This is a genomic window from Azospirillum sp. TSO5 (genome assembly GCF_003116065.1).
GTDB lineage: Bacteria > Pseudomonadota > Alphaproteobacteria > Azospirillales > Azospirillaceae > Azospirillum.
On sequence record NZ_LGQY01000026.1, the window covers coordinates 20,511 to 35,563 of the forward strand.

Here is a 15,053-nt window from a genome sequence, read left to right on the forward strand (position 1 = left end):
TGCAACCCTCCGTCCCGCAAGTCTGACGGCTTTTCCGCTTGACCTCAAGTCCTGTTGAGGTTTTAGGGTCGCCCAACTTTGCTGCCCGAACGGGCCGGATGGTGCAACGAGGGGGATGGGGACCGAATGAGCAGGGGAAAGTTTGCCGCCTTGCGGGAACGTTTGGCGGGATTGGGTGAGCTTGTGTTCCGGCCGATCCTGCCGGGCGCCACGCTGCGCGACCGGATGATCGCCTGCTGCGGCGCGCTGCTGGGCATCGCCGCGACCGGATTGCTGTGCCGCAACATGCTGACCTTCATGTCCAGCGCGCCGGTCCTGGTGGCACCGATGGGGGCGTCGGCGGTGCTGCTGTTCGCCGTGCCGGCCAGTCCGCTGGCCCAGCCCTGGTCGATCATCGGCGGCAACACGCTGTCGGCCGTCGTCGGCGTGCTGGTCGCCAGCGTCATCCCCGACCCGATGCTGGCCGGGGCCGCCGCTGTGGCTCTGGCCATCGCCACCATGTCGCTGACCCGCTGCCTGCATCCGCCCGGCGGGGCCGCCGCGCTGACCGCGGTGCTGGGCGGGCCGGCGGTGACGGAGATGGGCATCAAGTTCGCCTTCTTCCCGGTCGCGGTGAACTCCATCCTGCTGGTGACGGCCGGACTGATGTTCCATCGGCTGTCGGGCCACCGTTATCCGCACAGGGCGGTCAACACCCACCGCACCAACGATCCGCCGGCGCAGCTGCGCCCCGGCCTGACCCAGGGCGACGTCGACGACGCGCTGCGCACGCTGGCCGAGACGCTGGACGTCAGCCGCGACGATCTGGGCACCTTGCTGGTCAATGCCGAGCTGCATGCGCTCGAGCGGCTGCATGTCGACATCAGCTGCCGGGAGATCATGTCGCGCGACCTCGTCACCGTCACGCCGGACACCCATCCGCAGGTGGCCCGCGCCCGGCTGCTGGAGCATGGCTTCCGCACCCTGCCGGTGGTGGATGCGCAGAACATACTGGTGGGCATCGTCGGGCACGAGCAGCTGTCGCACGGTGATGTCGCCCATCATGGAACGCGCGTCGGCGCCGTGATGGCACCGGCGGCGACCGAGCTGCCCGACACGCCGGTCTTCCGCCTGCTCGGCCGGCTGTCCGACGGCCGCACCCACGACGTGGTGATCGTCGACCAGAACCGCCGGATCCTCGGCATGGTCACCCAGACCGACCTGCTGGTGGTGCTGGCCCGCACCGCGCTTGCCCGTGCGGTGCAGACCGGAGTGGACGGGCTGACCGAAGCGCTGCCGCGCGGCTATCTGCGCGACGTGACGGCCGGTCGGGCCTAGCGGTTCAACACGGCCCCCTCCCCCTTCGCCGGCCCTGGAGCGGAGGGGGACTGGGAGGTTTGAACTCTGGTGACGGCGGTTCGGCGTGCGAGCAGGCCGCCGGCCCGAGGTGGCGAGCCCGACAGTCAGAGCGCGATCTCGACGACGATCTTGCCGCCGGCACTGCCGTCGGCCACGGCGGTGTGCGCATCGTCGGCCTGCTCCAGCGAGAAGCGCCGCGGATCGAGACGGGGCAGCAGCTTGCCGGCTTCGACCAGGGCGGCGGCCCGGCGCAGGATTTCGCCATGGTTCGCCATCCCTTCGCCCGTCAGCATGGGCAGCAGGGTAAAGACGCCGGAATAGGTCGCGGCCTGGAACGACAGCGGCGCCAGCGCATGGGTTCCCCAGCCCAGGCAGCTGACCACATGGCCGAAGCGCCGCACCGCCTGGAACGAGGCGTCGAGCACCGGCCCGCCGGCGGTGTCATAGACCAGATCGAAACCGCGGCCGCCGGTGTGATGGGCGACGTAGGCTTCGACCGTCTCCGCCCGGTAATCGATGGCGGTGGCGCCCAGCTGTTCGACCAGCGCCAGCTTCCCCGCCGATTCCGTCGCCCAGACGGTCGCGCCGAAGGCACGGGCGATCTGCACCGCCACATGGCCCACGCCGCCGGCGCCGCCCTGGACCAGAACCGTCTGGCCGGACTGCACATTGGCGCGGTCGACCAGACCTTCCCAGGCGGTGATGGTGATCAGCGGCAGCGCGGCGGCTTCGCGCATCGTCAGGTTCGCCGGCTTGTGAGCGAGCAGCTCGGCCGGAACTGCGGCGTATTCCGCCAGCGAGCCCTGCCGGCCACCGACGCCGCCGGTCATGCCATAGACCTGATCGCCGGACTTGAAGGCGGTGACACCGGGACCGACGGCGACGACCTCGCCCGCCAGATCGATGCCGAGGATGGCAGGCAGCGGATGCTTCGCGTGGGCCGCCGCGCCGGCCCGAATCTTGGTGTCCAGCGGGTTGACGCCGCTGGCGGCGATGCGGACCAGCACCTGGCCGGGACCGGCCACCGGCCGCGCGACTTCGGTCAACCGGAACGGGGCGTCGTACGCATCCAGCACCAGCGCGCGCATCGTGTTGTTCGGATCCTGGGACATGGCCTTGCTCCTTGTTGGGGTGCATCGTGGTGATGTCCCGAAGGATGTCCCCAACGCGGATGTTTGAAAAACAATGATACTGTTTGAACCCCATTCATTTCTGTATGATGCGGCATGGAGTGGAGCGACCTTCGGATTTTCCTGGCGATCGCCCGCGAGGGCACGCTCGGTGCGGCGGCACGGCGGGTCGGACAGACCCAGCCGACCATGGGGCGTCGTCTGCGCGCGCTGGAAGACGCGGTGGGGCACACGCTGTTCCAGCGGACCGCCGACGGCTTCGTGCTGACCGACGAAGGGGCGGCTGTGTTGCGCCACGCTGAGCGCATGGAAGAGGAAAGCCTTGCGCTGGAACGCGAACTGGCCGGCCAAGGCGGACGGCTGGAGGGCAGCCTGCGGCTGTCATCCTCCGACTGGTTCGGCCTGCATATGCTGACGCCGGTCATTCACGAGTTCACCCAGCGCCATCCCGGTGTGGTGGTGGAGCTGTTGACCGAGTCACGGTTGCTGAGCCTGTCCAGGCGCGAGGCCGACCTCGTGTTCCGCATCCGTCCGTTCGACGAGCCGGAAGTGGTGCAGCGCAAGCTGACCCGGATCGATTACGCCCTTTACGGGATCGTCGGCAGCCCGCCGCCGGAGGTCGGGGACGGCACGGGCTGCGCGCTGGTCACGATGGACGTCGCCTTTGGCGGCATGCCGGATGTCACATGGTTGCGGCGGATGCTGCCCAACGCCCGCGTCGCGTTTCGCAGCAACAACCGTGACGTCCAGGCCGCCATGGCGGCCTTCGGCGTCGGATTGGCGGTTCTGCCGCGCCCGATCGGCGATGCCTTGGACAGGTTGCAGGTCATCGACCTTGGCGAACCGCCGCCCGGACGCGATGTCTGGGTTGGCTATCACCAGGATCTCCGCCGGCTGGCACGCCTGCGCGCCCTGCTGGATCTGATGATCGACCGCTTTTCGTGACCGTCGGCCTGTGATGCGCAGCGTCACCAGAGTTCAAGAATCGGCAGGACCGGCGTCACCAAAGTTCAGCGCCGTGAGTCCGCAGGACATCAGGCGATGCGCGCCATCACCCGCTCGTTGATCGGCGGTCGCGACGGATAAAGGATCAGACCTTCGGCCGCTTCTTCGACACGGGCGTCGGGATAGGCGGCCATGGCGTATTTCAGATTCGGGATGAACTTGGTCTTGAACTGGCGGACCAGGGCGTAGCCGGCGCCGAACTGGCCGTGCAGGGCCGCCCAGGTGATCGGCGTCGGCTTGTCCAGCGAATGCAGGCGGTAGGCCAGCCAGATATAGACGTCGAGGGCCATCGACTTGCCGCTGATCGCCTTCAGCGCTTCTTCCGCCACCGGGACCGGATGCTCGCGCAGGGCCTTGAAGAAGCTGTCGCTGAGCCGCACCGTCTCGGTGAACAGGGTTCCCTGGCGATCGTCGGGGCGGCGCAGCTGGATGGCGTCGGCGACGATCGATTCCTTGCTCTGCCGCCGTCCGCCGTCGGCGTCGGTGAAGAAGGTCAGATGGCAGGCGGAGAGGCGGGCCGCCTGATCCTCCACGTCGCGATAGGCCTTGCCGCAGATCGGAATGTCCATGCGCTTCAGCCAATCATGCATGGAGCCGCCCAGTTCCACCTCCGGATTGCCGGTCTGGATGGCGCGGGTCTGCAGATAAAGCAGGATCATGCGCGCCCGGCTGCCATAGGGAACGCCGATTCGGCGGGTGACGCCGTTGCGGTCCTCGATCACGCCGGGCTGGATCACCAGCTTCACCTTGTGGCCCGGCCGTTCCCAATGCTGGTCGTCGGGAAGCTGGCGGTGGGGCAGCGCCGTCTGGCAGAATCCGGCGTAGGTGATGCCGAGCTTGCCGTTTTCCGCCGCCTGGACCGCGGCGGCGATGTCGATCAGGGGCCGTTCCTCGTCCGAAACGAGGGCCAGCGCGCCGTCGCGTCCGTGAGTCTCGATCAAACGATGAATGCTGCCCATGACGACCTCCCGCTTTTGGTCACCGGTGACGGTGCTGTGGCCAAGCGTCCTGTGACGGGCCGGTGACCGAACCTGCCAGATACAACACCCCGGATCGCGCCGAAGGCAATTTGAACCTTGGTGACGCAGGCTAATTGGAAGCTATTTGGAACCAACTATTAGATTCGTCACCAAGGTTCAGGGGATAAGTCCGAGTCGCGTCACCACAGTTCAAGCATGGCGTCACCAGAGTTCATGGGGAAAAACCGGGGGCCTGTGGACGAATCGGGTCTGCCGATCGCTTGGCGATTTGAACCTTGGTGACGCTGGACTTGTCGATTCGGGGGCGGAGTCGGGTGGCGGGGCCTGCGGAGCGTCACCAAAGTTCAAGGATTCCAGCGGGTAAGATCGGGCTGTGCGAGGGGCCTGTTCTGCGACCCAGTCCGCAGGCTGCGGACTGGCATGGGCTTTCCGTCATTCCCGCGAAGGCGGGAATCCAGGAAACGTCCCGATTAAGTCGCTGAAACGGCTGGATTTCCGCCTTCGCGGGGATGACGCTGAGATGGGTGGAGGCTCATTCCGTCACCTATCATCGGTCCGCACTGTCCGGGCGTCACCAAAGTTCAAACGGCCGGTCGAGTCGATTCGGGGGCCAGGGCGTCACCAAAGTTCAAACCTCCGAACCGCCGCTGAACCGCTCCGCGTCACCAAAGTTCAGGAGTCTTGCCGAGTCGGTCCCGCTGGGGGCGTCACCAAAGTTCAAATCCGGGCGGGCCGTACCGCCGTCGGGGCGTCACCAAGGTTCAGGCGTCCCGCCGCCAGGGAACCGGCCGGCGGCGGCGGAGTTGTCTTGCCCTGGGGTTCGGCCGGGCGAAGGGGGCGATATGGCGCGGAATGCGATGACGGCATCGGCGGACGGGGCCGAAGACGGGGAATCGGGGAAGGTCGTCTTCGCCGCCATCGCGTCAAATCTGGCGATCACCGTCACCAAATTCGTCGCGGCGGTCTTCACCGGCAGCGCCTCCATGCTGAGCGAGGCGGTCCATTCCCTGGTCGATACCGGGAATGAGGCGCTGATGCTGGTCGGGCTGAAACGGTCGAAGAAGCCGCCCGACGAGCGCCATCCCTTCGGCTACGCGCGCGAACTGTATTTCTGGACCTTCGTCGTGGCGCTGGTGATCTTCGCCGGTGGCGCGGTGGTCTCCATCTATGAAGGGGTGGAGAAGATCCTGCACCCGCAGCAGGTGGAGTCGCCCTGGATCAACTTCGTCGTGCTGGGCATCGCCTTCGTGATGGAGGGGATCAGCTGGACCATCGCATTGCGTGCCTTCAACGCCAGCCGTGGCGAGGCCGGCGTGATCGAGACGGTCCATGCCAGCAAGGACCCCACCGTCTTCATCGTGCTGTTCGAGGATTCGGCCGCCCTGGTCGGGCTGCTCATCGCCGCCGCCTGCCTGTCGGCCGACTTGGTTCTGGACCAGCCGGTGTGGGACGGCATCGGATCGGTCCTGATCGGGCTGGTGCTGGCGATGACCGCCGCCTTCCTCGCCTATGAGACGAAGAGCCTGCTGATCGGCGAGTCCGCCCGCCCCGACCTCGTGCGCGGGGTGCGCGCCCTGCTGATGGAGGATGCCGCCATCGACCGCGTGAACGAGGTGCTGACCATTCATCTCGGGCCGCAGGTGGTGATCGTGACTGTCAGTCTGGATGTGCGGGACGAGGTCAGCGCCGGGCAGGTGGAGCAGGCGCTGGCCCGTATCGAACGGCGGGTGACGGAGCGATTCCCGGAAATCCGCCGCGTCTTCACCGAAGTGCGGGCGGCGGAAGGGTTGGAACTGCGGCCACGCCCCAACTGAGGGCAGCGAACCTGTTGTGGCAACTCCGCGCAGGCTCCATTGACAAAGTTCCGGCAACTTGCTCAGACTCCGCGCGGCCGCATCTGCGGGCCGCCGGAGTCTGAAGGGGAATTATCGGAATGCTGTCGATCGGGGGCGACGACATGCGCCAGCTGCGCGAGCGCCGCGGCGAGAACCAGACGCAGTTCGCCGAATGGCTGAACGCGCAGCTCGGCCGCAGCTACACCAAGGCGCGGATCAGCCGCTGGGAAAGCGGGGCGGAGCGCATCCCGCAGCAGCTGGTCGATTTCCTGACCCGCCACAAGGCGGACGAGCGGCCCCGCTCCGCAACCTATCTGGCCGTCGCCAACCAGAAGGGCGGCGTCGGCAAGACCGCCACCGCGGTCAACCTCGCCTATGCCCTGACGGAGGGCGGGGCGCGGGTGCTGCTGATCGACTGTGATTCGCAGAGCAACGCCACCGTCCATGTCGGCATCGGCAACGCCGCCATCGTCGCCTTGGAGCAGCAGCGCAAGACACTCTATTATGTGCTGCGCTCGGAAGAGCCGCTGACCTCGGTCATCATGCCGACGGCGGAGCGCGGGCTGGACCTCGCCCCCGCCGGGCTGTCGCTGGCCGATGCCGACGTGGAGCTGGCCGCGGATTCCACCGGCGGGCTGATCCTGCGGGAGAAGCTGGACGAGGTACGCCACGCCTATGATTTCGTGGTGATGGACTGCGCCCCCAATCTGGGGCTGGTCACCGCCAACGCGCTGTCGGCGGCCGAGCTGGTGGTGGTGCCGGTGCAGACGGAGGCGCTGGCCCTGCTGGGCGTCAAGCGGCTGGTCGACACCATCGGCCGCATCCGCCGCCGGGTGAACCCCAGCTTGCGCATCGCCGGCATCATCCCGACCATGTACAACGACCGGCTGACCCAGGACCGCGCCACCCTGCAGGAGCTGCACGAATCCTACGCTGATCAGGTCCCGGTCTTCGCCCCAATCCCGCGCGCCACCGTCTATGGCAAGGCGGCGGCGGCCGGCATGATCACGCTGGCCGGCGACCCGAAGGCGCCGGGGGCCGAGACCTTCCGCGAGGTGGCGCGCCAGATCCGTGCCTATGCCCAGAACCGGGAGTTGCCGCATGTCGCGTAAGTTCGAACGCAAGACCCGCGAACTGCTGGGCACCGCGGCGGAGCCGGTGGGCGCGATGGCTGGCGGGCTGACGGTGGGCAGCGACCGGCTGTTCGGCACCTCGGCCGGCTTCCCGCATGTCGTCGAACTGGACCTCGCCCGCGTCCACCGCAATCCCGATCAGCCGCGCCGCCATTTCGACGAGGCGGAGCTGCGCAGCCTCGCCTCCTCCATCGAGCGGCATGGGTTGCAGAACCCGATCCTGGTCCGCCCGCTGCCCCAGGGCGAGTATCTGCTGATCGGTGGTGAGCGCCGGGTGCGCGCGCATGAGATGCTGGGCCGCAAGACGGTCTTCGCCATCCTGACCTCCGGCGACCCGGACGAGATCGGGCTGATCGACAATGTCCAGCGCGTCGACCTGAACGCGGTGGAATATGCGGCGGCGCTGGCCCGGCTGATCGACAAGCACGGCTACACCCATGACGAGCTGGCCGCCGTGGTCGGGCGCGACCGCACCGACGTGACCAAGCTGCTGGCGATCATGGGTCTGCCGGCCGAGATGCGGGAGGAGTATGCGACGCGCTTCGCCCATGTCTCCCGCTCCGTGATGATCGAGATCGCCGCTGCCCCCGCCGAACTGCATGCCCGGCTGTGGGAGCGCGCCAAGGAGGGGGCCAGCGTCAAGGCGGTGCGGCAGGCCAAGCGGGACCATGCCAGCGGCGGCGCTTTGAAAGACGCGCCGCCGCCGGAGCCGGCCCAGGAGTTGGGTGCGAAGGAGGCGATGCGGACCCTGCAGGCCAGCGTGAAGCGCATCCTGCGCGACGTGGCCGTGGTGCGCGAGCAGCGCCGCTTCCTCGACCCCGACAACCGCGACCGGCTGATACGGCTGCGGGCGGAGATCGACGCCATTCTGGACGGGGAAGCGGGCGCCTAGACGCCCTCCCCCAGCAGCGCCTTGGGTTCCAGGAAGGCGTCGAGGCCGAAGCTGCCGTACTCGCGGCCGATGCCGGACTGCTTGAAGCCGCCGAAGGGCGCCTTCGGGTCGTGGGTCAGGCTGTTGATCAGCACGCGGCCGGCGACGATGCGCTCCGCCACGCGGCGGGCGCGGGCGGTGTCGCCCGACAGCACATAGGCCTGGAGGCCATAGATGGTGTCGTTGGCGATGGTGATCGCCTCCTCCTCATCCTCATAGGGCAGGATGGAGAGGACGGGGCCGAAGATCTCCTCCCGCGCGATGGTCATGTCGTTGCGTACGGCGGTGAAGAGGGTCGGGCGCACGAACCAGCCTTCGGTCCTGTCTGGACGGCCTTCCCCGCCGGCCAGCAGGACGGCGCCTTCCTCCAAACCGATGCGGATGTAGCGCTGCACCCGCTCCCACTGGGTTCGGCTGACCATCGGGCCGACGGTGGTCGCCGGATCGCGCGGGTCGCCGGCGCGCACCGTCTCCACCGCCGCCTTGGCCAGCGCTTCGATCTCGGCGAGGCGGCTGCGCGGGGCGAGCAGGCGGGTGCCGGCGATGCAGGCTTGACCGCTGTTCATGAAGGCGGCGTTGATCGCCAGCGGGATCGCCCGGGACAGGTCGGCGTCGTCGAGGATGATGGTCGGCGACTTGCCGCCCAACTCCAGCGTCACCCGCTTCAGCGTGTCGGCAGCCGCGCGCAGGATCGCCTTGCCGGTGGCGGTGGAGCCGGTGAAGGAGATCTTGGCGACATCGGGATGGCTGGAGATCACCGCCCCCACCCGGTCGCCGCGGCCGGTCACGATGTTGAACAGGCCGGGGGCCAAGCCGGCGGCATGCAGCGCTTCGGTGACGATCTGCGTCTGGCGGGCGCTCATCTCGCTGGGCTTGATCACCGCGGTGCAGCCGGCGGCGATGGCGGTGGCGAGTTTGCCGCAGATGAAGCCGGCGTTGCTGTTCCACGGCGTGATGAGCCCGGCGACGCCGAGCGGCTCCATGCGGACCTCGGCCGTGCCCATGCGACGGAGGAAGGGGTAATCGGCCAGCAGTTCGGCGGTCTCGCGGAAGGCGTTCACCGGGTGATCCACCATGAAGGCGGCGCGCGAGGCCGGGGCGCCATACTCCTCGATCACCGCGTCCAGCAGATCGTCGCGCCGGGCGGCGACGGCGTCGGCCAGCCGGTGCAGCACAGCGATCCGTTCCGCCTTGCCGGTGCGGGAGAAAGCCGGGAAGGCGCGCTTGGCGGCGGCGATGGCGGCGCGGGCATCCTCCTCGTCGGAAAGGCGGACGCGGCCGGTGACGGCGCCGGTCGCCGGGTTGTGCAGGTCGAACAGTTCGGTCCCGTGCGGGGTGATGAAGCGTCCGTCGATATAGATGGTGTCGATGTCATGCATGACGGGTCTCGCGGAATGGCTGGTGGTTGGCCATTCAGGTGGCACAGGGGCCGTCGGGTGATAAGGTGGACAATCCCGCATGCATCGGTGAACGGATCGGGACAATGTCACTCACTGGACTGGCCGAGCTGGAGGCCGTGCAGGCGGTCGCCCGGCATCGCGGTTTCCGGGCCGCGGCGGCCGAGCTGGGGATTTCGCGTTCGGCGCTCAGCCACGCCATCGCGGCGTTGGAGGAGCGGCTGGGGGTGCGGCTGTTCCACCGGACGACGCGCAGCGTGGCGCTGACCCAGGCGGGCGAGCAGTTCGTCGCCGACACCGCCCCTGCCCTGCGCGACATCCGGGCCGCCATCGACCGGCTGTCCGACCATCGGGCGATGCCGACGGGAACGCTGCGCATCAACAGCTCGGCCGGCGCCGCGCGGATCATCATGAAGCCGGTCATCCTGGAGTATCTGCGCCGTTATCCCGAGATGACGGTCGACATCGTCACCGAAGGCAAGCTGGTCGACATCGTGCTGGAGGGCTTCGATGCCGGGGTCCGGCTGGCGGAACAGGTGCCGCAGGATATGATCGCCATCCCGCTCGGCCCGGAGCTGCGCTTCGCGGTGGTCGGCACGCCGGACTATTTCGCCGGCCGCTCCCTGCCGGCCACGCCGGCCGACCTTGCCGAACACCGCTGCATCCGCAGCCGGTTGCCGAGCGGCGCGCTCTATCGCTGGGAGTTCGAACGGCATGGCGAGACGGTCGCCATCGACGGCAGCGGGCCGCTGATCCTGGATGATCCGGATTTGATGCTTGAGGCCGTGCGGGCGGGGATGGGGGTGGGCTATCTGGCGGAATGGCATGTCGCCGAGGACATCGCCGCCGGGAGGTTGCTGCGCGTACTGGAGGCGTGGACGCCGCCGTTTCCGGGCTTGTGTCTTTACTATTCAGGCCGGCGTCACCTGCCGCCGGGGGTGCGGGCGCTGGTCGATCTGGTGCGGGAGCTTGGGGGCGGGCGGTAGAGGGCGATGTGGGACGTCCCACAATCACGTCCCTCTCCCGTCCCGGGAGAGGGCTTTTAAAGGCGCCGACTCCAGAAGGGGCGGTCTTGCCAGCGGCGTTCCAGGCCGTACCAAGCACGCAGATGGGCGCGGTAGGCGTCGCGGATCGGTGTCAGGCCGGCGGCGTAGCCGGGCAGTGCTGTGGGATCGCCGAACAGGTGGCGGTGGGCGGCCTCCGCCCCGGCCAAGCCGGTATAGAGCGCGTTGAAGATGCCTTGCGACGACAGCGGGTCGAAGCCCAGCGCGGCGTCGCCGACCGCCAGCCAGCCTTCGCCCGAGGCGGGGGACAGGGTGCTGCTGTGGGCGGCGCAGAAACCACCCCACCCCTCCCCCTGCTCCTCCGGCTCGAAGCCGCAGGCGCGCAATGAGTCCGAAAGCACGGAGCAGCCGGACAGCCGGCGCAGCAGCGATGCGGTGTCGCGGGCATCCGCCGCGGCGGGCAGGTCGGCGTCGGTGTGGAAGGCGACGACCCGGCGGCCGGCGGGCAGCGGGGCGCTGTACCACCAGCCATCCGGCTCCGCCTCGATCCAGGTCAGGCCGGACTGCCGGCCGGGGGCGTCCCGGCCATGGACCCAGCCGCAGACCAGCCGGTCCGACACCGCCCGCCGGGCGCCGAAGCGTTTCGCCAGCGGCGAGCCGCGCCCGCCGGCATCGACCAGCAGACGGGCGTGGACGGGAAGGCGGCGGCCGGCGGTCTCCACCTCCAGCAGCCAGCCCTGCCCTGCCCTGTCCACCGACAGCGTCTGGGCCGGGATCAGCAGGACGGCGCCGCGGGAGGCCGCCACCCGGCGCAGCCAGCCGTCGAAGCGACCGCGGTCGAGATGCCAGCCCGGCCCGTCGAGGTCGCGCAGATTGTCGGCCTCGACCGGCAGCGGCCCGCCCCAGACCGACCGGCCGCCATGGCAGGGGGAGTGGCCTTCGGCGAGGAAGGCGTCCCACAGACCCATGTCGGTCAGCAGCCGGCGCGCCGCCGGGGCCAGCGATTCGCCGATGCGGATGGCGGGACCAGCCCGCCGGTCCAGCACCAGCACCCGGTGCAGCGGCGCGAGGTTGAGGGCGAAGGCAGTCCCGGCGGGGCCTGCCCCGACCACGACCGCATCCACCCCAACCGCACGCGCCACAGCCTTGTCCGCCTCCGCCCTATCCCTGACGGCGGCACCCACTCGGATCATCGCAGTCCACGTGGGAAGCGGCGGACCTTGTCGATCCGGCTGAGGTCGATCGGCTGGGTCGCCCGCAGCCCGGCACCGCCGCCCGACGGGGCCGGCGCCTTGGTGGACAGGGTGTGGTGGGCGGTGCGGACGGCTTTGGTGTCGACCGTGTCGTCCGCGTCGGGGATCGGGATATGCTGGTCCTCCACCTCGATCAGCGGCGGGAACAGCCTGGCGCCTTCGGGATCGGTCGGGCCGGGATTGACCTCGACCACGCCGAGATGGTCGAAGTGATGGATCATGTTGTTGATCTGGTCGGTGTAGCTGGTGGTGCCCAGCGGCGCCACCCAGGCGGCGCGGTTGGCGAAGGCGGCCAGACGCACCTGGGCCGGCTGGGCGGCGTCCATCACGATGTCGTAATTCTCGCGGGTCAGCACCTCGTTGGGCACGCGGGCCGGCCAGAAGGTCGGGACATTGGGATCGTAGCCGGGATCGTAGCCGGAGCGGCAACTGCCGGTGTCGGTCTGCCACGGCACCGCCATCCAGCGGGTGATGCCACCGGGAAGCTGGCCATAGAGCGGGCCGTTGGGGATGGTCACGGTGTCGCTGGACAGGATGGCGCCCATGCCCGGCTCCACCCAGCCCTTCGGCGCATGGGCGAAGCGGAACGGCTCCATATACAGGGTGGCGGCGCGCACCGGCCACGTCATCTCGCAGCCGGGATGGAAGGCGTCGGCGAGGCAGAAGTCGAGCGCTGCGCGGGTCAGCACGTCGCCCTGCTCGTCCAGCGGCACCTGATCGAAGTCGGTGTAGACCGGGACCTTGCCCCAATCATCGTCGAAGTCGCCGGCGACCCATTGGTCGAGGAATTCCAGTTGGGTCTGGGTCAGCGAGGTGTATTGGCGCGGCGTCTCGGCCGGCGGGATGTTCATCGCGTCGCCATAGACCCAGGGCCAGGGCGTCGGCGACCAGCTGTCGACCGCGTCGTGGCGGAAGGAGTTCTTCAGCACCCGCCGGGTTTCCTGGTTGGCGAGGCTGCGGTCGCTGAGCCGCGCGATCCACTCCGGCTTGGTGAAGTCGTTGGCGGAGTTCCAGCCGAACCCGGCGGCGAAGCCGGCATTGACCCATTGCAGGCCGGTCATCCGCTCGAACACCGGATAGATGTCGTGGGTGAAGGACGGGCGGGTGGGCTTCGGCAGGGTTCCCGCCTGGATCGCCACGTCGCGCATCAGGTCCCACATGGTGCGGACGGACTTGCGCTGCGGCCCGTAGTTCGGCGGGGCGACGACGATCCAGGCGGGGGTGACCGGCAGCTCCATGCCGTTGAGCTTCACCACGGCGTCGACCGGGCCGTCGGAGGTGTCGTCGTGCCAGCCCTCGTTGTTGCCGAAGGTGATCGCCTTGGTGCCGTTGTAGGAGGCCGACTTGCCGCGCCCGCCGGTGACCAGCAGGCGATGGTCGCCCTTCTCGCACCACATGCGGCCGAGATAGACCGGCTCACCCTGGTGCATGAATTTGCCGGCGACCAGTTCGTGGCTCTGGCGGCCATGGCCGGCGTGGATGGCATGCTCGCCGGCATCCAGCACCAGCGCCTGACGGTCGGCGACGGTCGGGTTGCGCAGCGTCGTCGGGTCGGCCGACGCCGCTTCCGGGATGTCGAGCGCCAGCTGGAAGCCGTACCAGGCCGACTTCTTGTTGGCGAGATGGACCTTCCAGGTGATGTCGGCACCGCTGTCGGCGGCCGTCAGCTCGCGGACGATCCGGCCCATGGCGTTGACGCCATAGATGCGGAAGCGCGCCGCCTGCGGCAGAAGCCGGCCCTCGGCGTCACGGTAGGGGTTCCGCGCCGGGTCGTCGCCGGCCATCAGCGGCTTCGGGTTCGGCACTTCGGGGCCGACGACATAGCCCTCCGGCGCGTTGCCGATGCGGGCGATGCCGATGGGCGGGTAGATCACCGCCTTGACGATGCAGTCGTCCTTGGGGAGCGGCGGCGCCTGGTCGCGGGGCTGCGTCGGCTGTTGCAGCGGCTGGCCGTTGGCCTGATGGCGGACGTCGGCGCCGTGGTTGTAGACCACCTTGCGCACCGCGGCGATGCTGCCCTGCGGCGCCTGCTCCACCGGCGTGCGCCAGATGTTGAAGGCCAGCTCCTGCCCATAGTCGCCTTGGCCACGGGCGCAGACATCCTGCTTGGGCAGGACCAGAGTCGCGACTGGCTGGTAGGGGTACTGGTCGGTCGGCCATTCCTCCGTCGCCTTGTCCAGCGGATAGCCGGCGCTTTTCGGCACCACCTGCACCATGAAGGTGAAGCGGTATTCGTCCTCCAGAAGCCGGTTGGCGAGATCGGTGGCGAGGTAGTTCTTGTCGTCGGTCGGGACATTGACCGCCGGATGGCCGGGCGGCGGCGTTTCCGGCACCAGAGAGTATTTGGCGTAATGGTCGGGGCCGAAGGTGAAAGGCAGGATCGCCCAATACTGGGTGGTCAGCACGCTGCCGTCGACCTGGGCCGACATGGCGTTCAGGATGCCGTCGGTTTTCGGATGCTTGGCGAGGTAGCCGGGATAGTCCTTCAGGACAGTGCCGGCATAGGTGAACTCGCACATCTGCTCCGCGTCGTCGACGAAGAAGACGGCAAAGTTCTGCATGATGAAGTCGGCGACGTCGCCCGTCTCTCCCAGCGCGTTGACCCCATCGACGCCCCAGACCTTCAGCCCGATGCCGAGCGTCGAACCCAGATCGGGCGAGGTCGGGCTGGTGTCGCTGGAAAAGCGCATCCAGGCCGGCAGCTCGTCCTTGGCGAAAACGCCGACGCGCAGCGCCTCCGGCCGGTTGGGATCCATCACCAGACGGCCATGGGCGGCCCCGTGCAGCTTGCGGAACACCGCACGCTCCGCCGGCTTCTGGCCCAGCGCGATGCGCTTCATCTGGCCCATGGCGATGAACATCTCGTCCAGCCGTTGGGTGGCGTTGGTCGCGCAGTCGAAGCAGGGGGGACTCTTGTTGGGGTCTTTGGCCGTCATTCGCTCCGTCTCCTGTATCGTCCGGCGGCGCTGCCGGGGCGGGGTGGGCACGTCAGTCGTGGGAGGTTGTGTTCGTTGTTTGATTTTCCCGCGTCTTGACTCGTGCTTACG

Annotated in this window: 11 protein-coding genes; 6 read left to right on the forward strand and 5 right to left on the reverse strand. The window is 68.6% G+C overall.

Annotated features, from left to right (window positions below; genetic code table 11):
• The first annotated feature begins 126 nt into the window (after positions 1-126).
• Entirely contained in the window at positions 127-1,317 is a 1,191-nt protein-coding gene (locus tag TSO5_RS07320; RefSeq protein WP_109150980.1) for an HPP family protein, read from the forward strand.
• Positions 1,318-1,442: 125 nt separating this feature from the next.
• Here TSO5_RS07320 and TSO5_RS07325 read toward each other — a convergent pair whose 3' ends face one another.
• Entirely contained in the window at positions 1,443-2,450 is a 1,008-nt protein-coding gene (locus TSO5_RS07325; protein WP_109150981.1) for a zinc-dependent alcohol dehydrogenase family protein, read from the reverse strand.
• A 114-nt stretch (positions 2,451-2,564) separates the two neighbouring features.
• Here TSO5_RS07325 and TSO5_RS07330 point away from each other — a divergent pair, with 114 nt between their 5' ends.
• Complete coding sequence (locus tag TSO5_RS07330; protein WP_109150982.1) at positions 2,565-3,413, forward strand: LysR family transcriptional regulator; 849 nt, start codon at positions 2,565-2,567, stop codon at positions 3,411-3,413.
• Positions 3,414-3,502: 89 nt separating this feature from the next.
• Here TSO5_RS07330 and TSO5_RS07335 read toward each other — a convergent pair whose 3' ends face one another.
• Positions 3,503-4,432, reverse strand: a complete 930-nt coding sequence (locus TSO5_RS07335; RefSeq protein ID WP_109074722.1) for a replication protein RepA — start codon at positions 4,430-4,432, stop codon at positions 3,503-3,505.
• 863 nt (positions 4,433-5,295) lie between these two features.
• On the opposite strand from TSO5_RS07335, the gene TSO5_RS07340 reads away from it, so the two are divergent.
• From TSO5_RS07340 to TSO5_RS07350, 3 genes are all read left to right on the forward strand, one after another.
• On the forward strand, positions 5,296-6,267 hold the full coding sequence (locus TSO5_RS07340) for a cation diffusion facilitator family transporter (protein WP_109150983.1): 972 nt from the start codon (positions 5,296-5,298) through the stop codon (positions 6,265-6,267).
• A gap of 119 nt (positions 6,268-6,386) precedes the next feature.
• Complete coding sequence (locus TSO5_RS07345; protein ID WP_109150984.1) at positions 6,387-7,400, forward strand: AAA family ATPase; 1,014 nt, start codon at positions 6,387-6,389, stop codon at positions 7,398-7,400.
• Complete coding sequence (locus tag TSO5_RS07350; RefSeq protein ID WP_109150985.1) at positions 7,390-8,313, forward strand: ParB/RepB/Spo0J family partition protein; 924 nt, start codon at positions 7,390-7,392, stop codon at positions 8,311-8,313. The genes TSO5_RS07345 and TSO5_RS07350 overlap by 11 nt, the downstream gene beginning before the upstream one ends.
• Here the strand turns inward: TSO5_RS07350 and TSO5_RS07355 are convergent.
• Positions 8,310-9,731, reverse strand: coding sequence for an aldehyde dehydrogenase family protein (locus TSO5_RS07355; RefSeq protein WP_109150986.1), 1,422 nt, complete (start codon positions 9,729-9,731; stop codon positions 8,310-8,312). The two genes, TSO5_RS07350 and TSO5_RS07355, sit on opposite strands and share 4 nt — an antisense overlap.
• A gap of 104 nt (positions 9,732-9,835) precedes the next feature.
• Here TSO5_RS07355 and TSO5_RS07360 point away from each other — a divergent pair, with 104 nt between their 5' ends.
• Positions 9,836-10,735, forward strand: a complete 900-nt coding sequence (locus tag TSO5_RS07360) for a LysR family transcriptional regulator (protein WP_109150987.1) — start codon at positions 9,836-9,838, stop codon at positions 10,733-10,735.
• 56 nt (positions 10,736-10,791) lie between these two features.
• On the opposite strand, the gene TSO5_RS07365 is transcribed toward TSO5_RS07360, so the two are convergent.
• Positions 10,792-11,895, reverse strand: coding sequence for a tryptophan 7-halogenase (locus tag TSO5_RS07365; RefSeq protein WP_109150988.1), 1,104 nt, complete (start codon positions 11,893-11,895; stop codon positions 10,792-10,794).
• 47 nt (positions 11,896-11,942) lie between these two features.
• On the reverse strand, positions 11,943-14,942 hold the full coding sequence (locus TSO5_RS07370) for a LodA/GoxA family CTQ-dependent oxidase (RefSeq protein ID WP_109150989.1): 3,000 nt from the start codon (positions 14,940-14,942) through the stop codon (positions 11,943-11,945).
• Positions 14,943-15,053: the final 111 nt, after the last annotated feature.

Excerpts from the sequence above, each read along its gene's own strand:
- TSO5_RS07355 (WP_109150986.1), bottom strand. The coding sequence starts at position 9,731 with ATGCATGACATCGACACCATCTATATCGACGGACGCTTCATCACCCCG.
- TSO5_RS07350 (WP_109150985.1), top strand. The coding sequence starts at position 7,390 with ATGTCGCGTAAGTTCGAACGCAAGACCCGCGAACTGCTGGGCACCGCG.
- TSO5_RS07340 (WP_109150983.1), top strand. The coding sequence starts at position 5,296 with ATGGCGCGGAATGCGATGACGGCATCGGCGGACGGGGCCGAAGACGGG.
- TSO5_RS07330 (WP_109150982.1), top strand. The coding sequence starts at position 2,565 with ATGGAGTGGAGCGACCTTCGGATTTTCCTGGCGATCGCCCGCGAGGGC.
- TSO5_RS07325 (WP_109150981.1), bottom strand. The coding sequence starts at position 2,450 with ATGTCCCAGGATCCGAACAACACGATGCGCGCGCTGGTGCTGGATGCG.
- TSO5_RS07360 (WP_109150987.1), top strand. The coding sequence starts at position 9,836 with ATGTCACTCACTGGACTGGCCGAGCTGGAGGCCGTGCAGGCGGTCGCC.
- TSO5_RS07370 (WP_109150989.1), bottom strand. The coding sequence starts at position 14,942 with ATGACGGCCAAAGACCCCAACAAGAGTCCCCCCTGCTTCGACTGCGCG.
- TSO5_RS07320 (WP_109150980.1), top strand. The coding sequence starts at position 127 with ATGAGCAGGGGAAAGTTTGCCGCCTTGCGGGAACGTTTGGCGGGATTG.
- TSO5_RS07335 (WP_109074722.1), bottom strand. The coding sequence starts at position 4,432 with ATGGGCAGCATTCATCGTTTGATCGAGACTCACGGACGCGACGGCGCG.
- TSO5_RS07345 (WP_109150984.1), top strand. The coding sequence starts at position 6,387 with ATGCTGTCGATCGGGGGCGACGACATGCGCCAGCTGCGCGAGCGCCGC.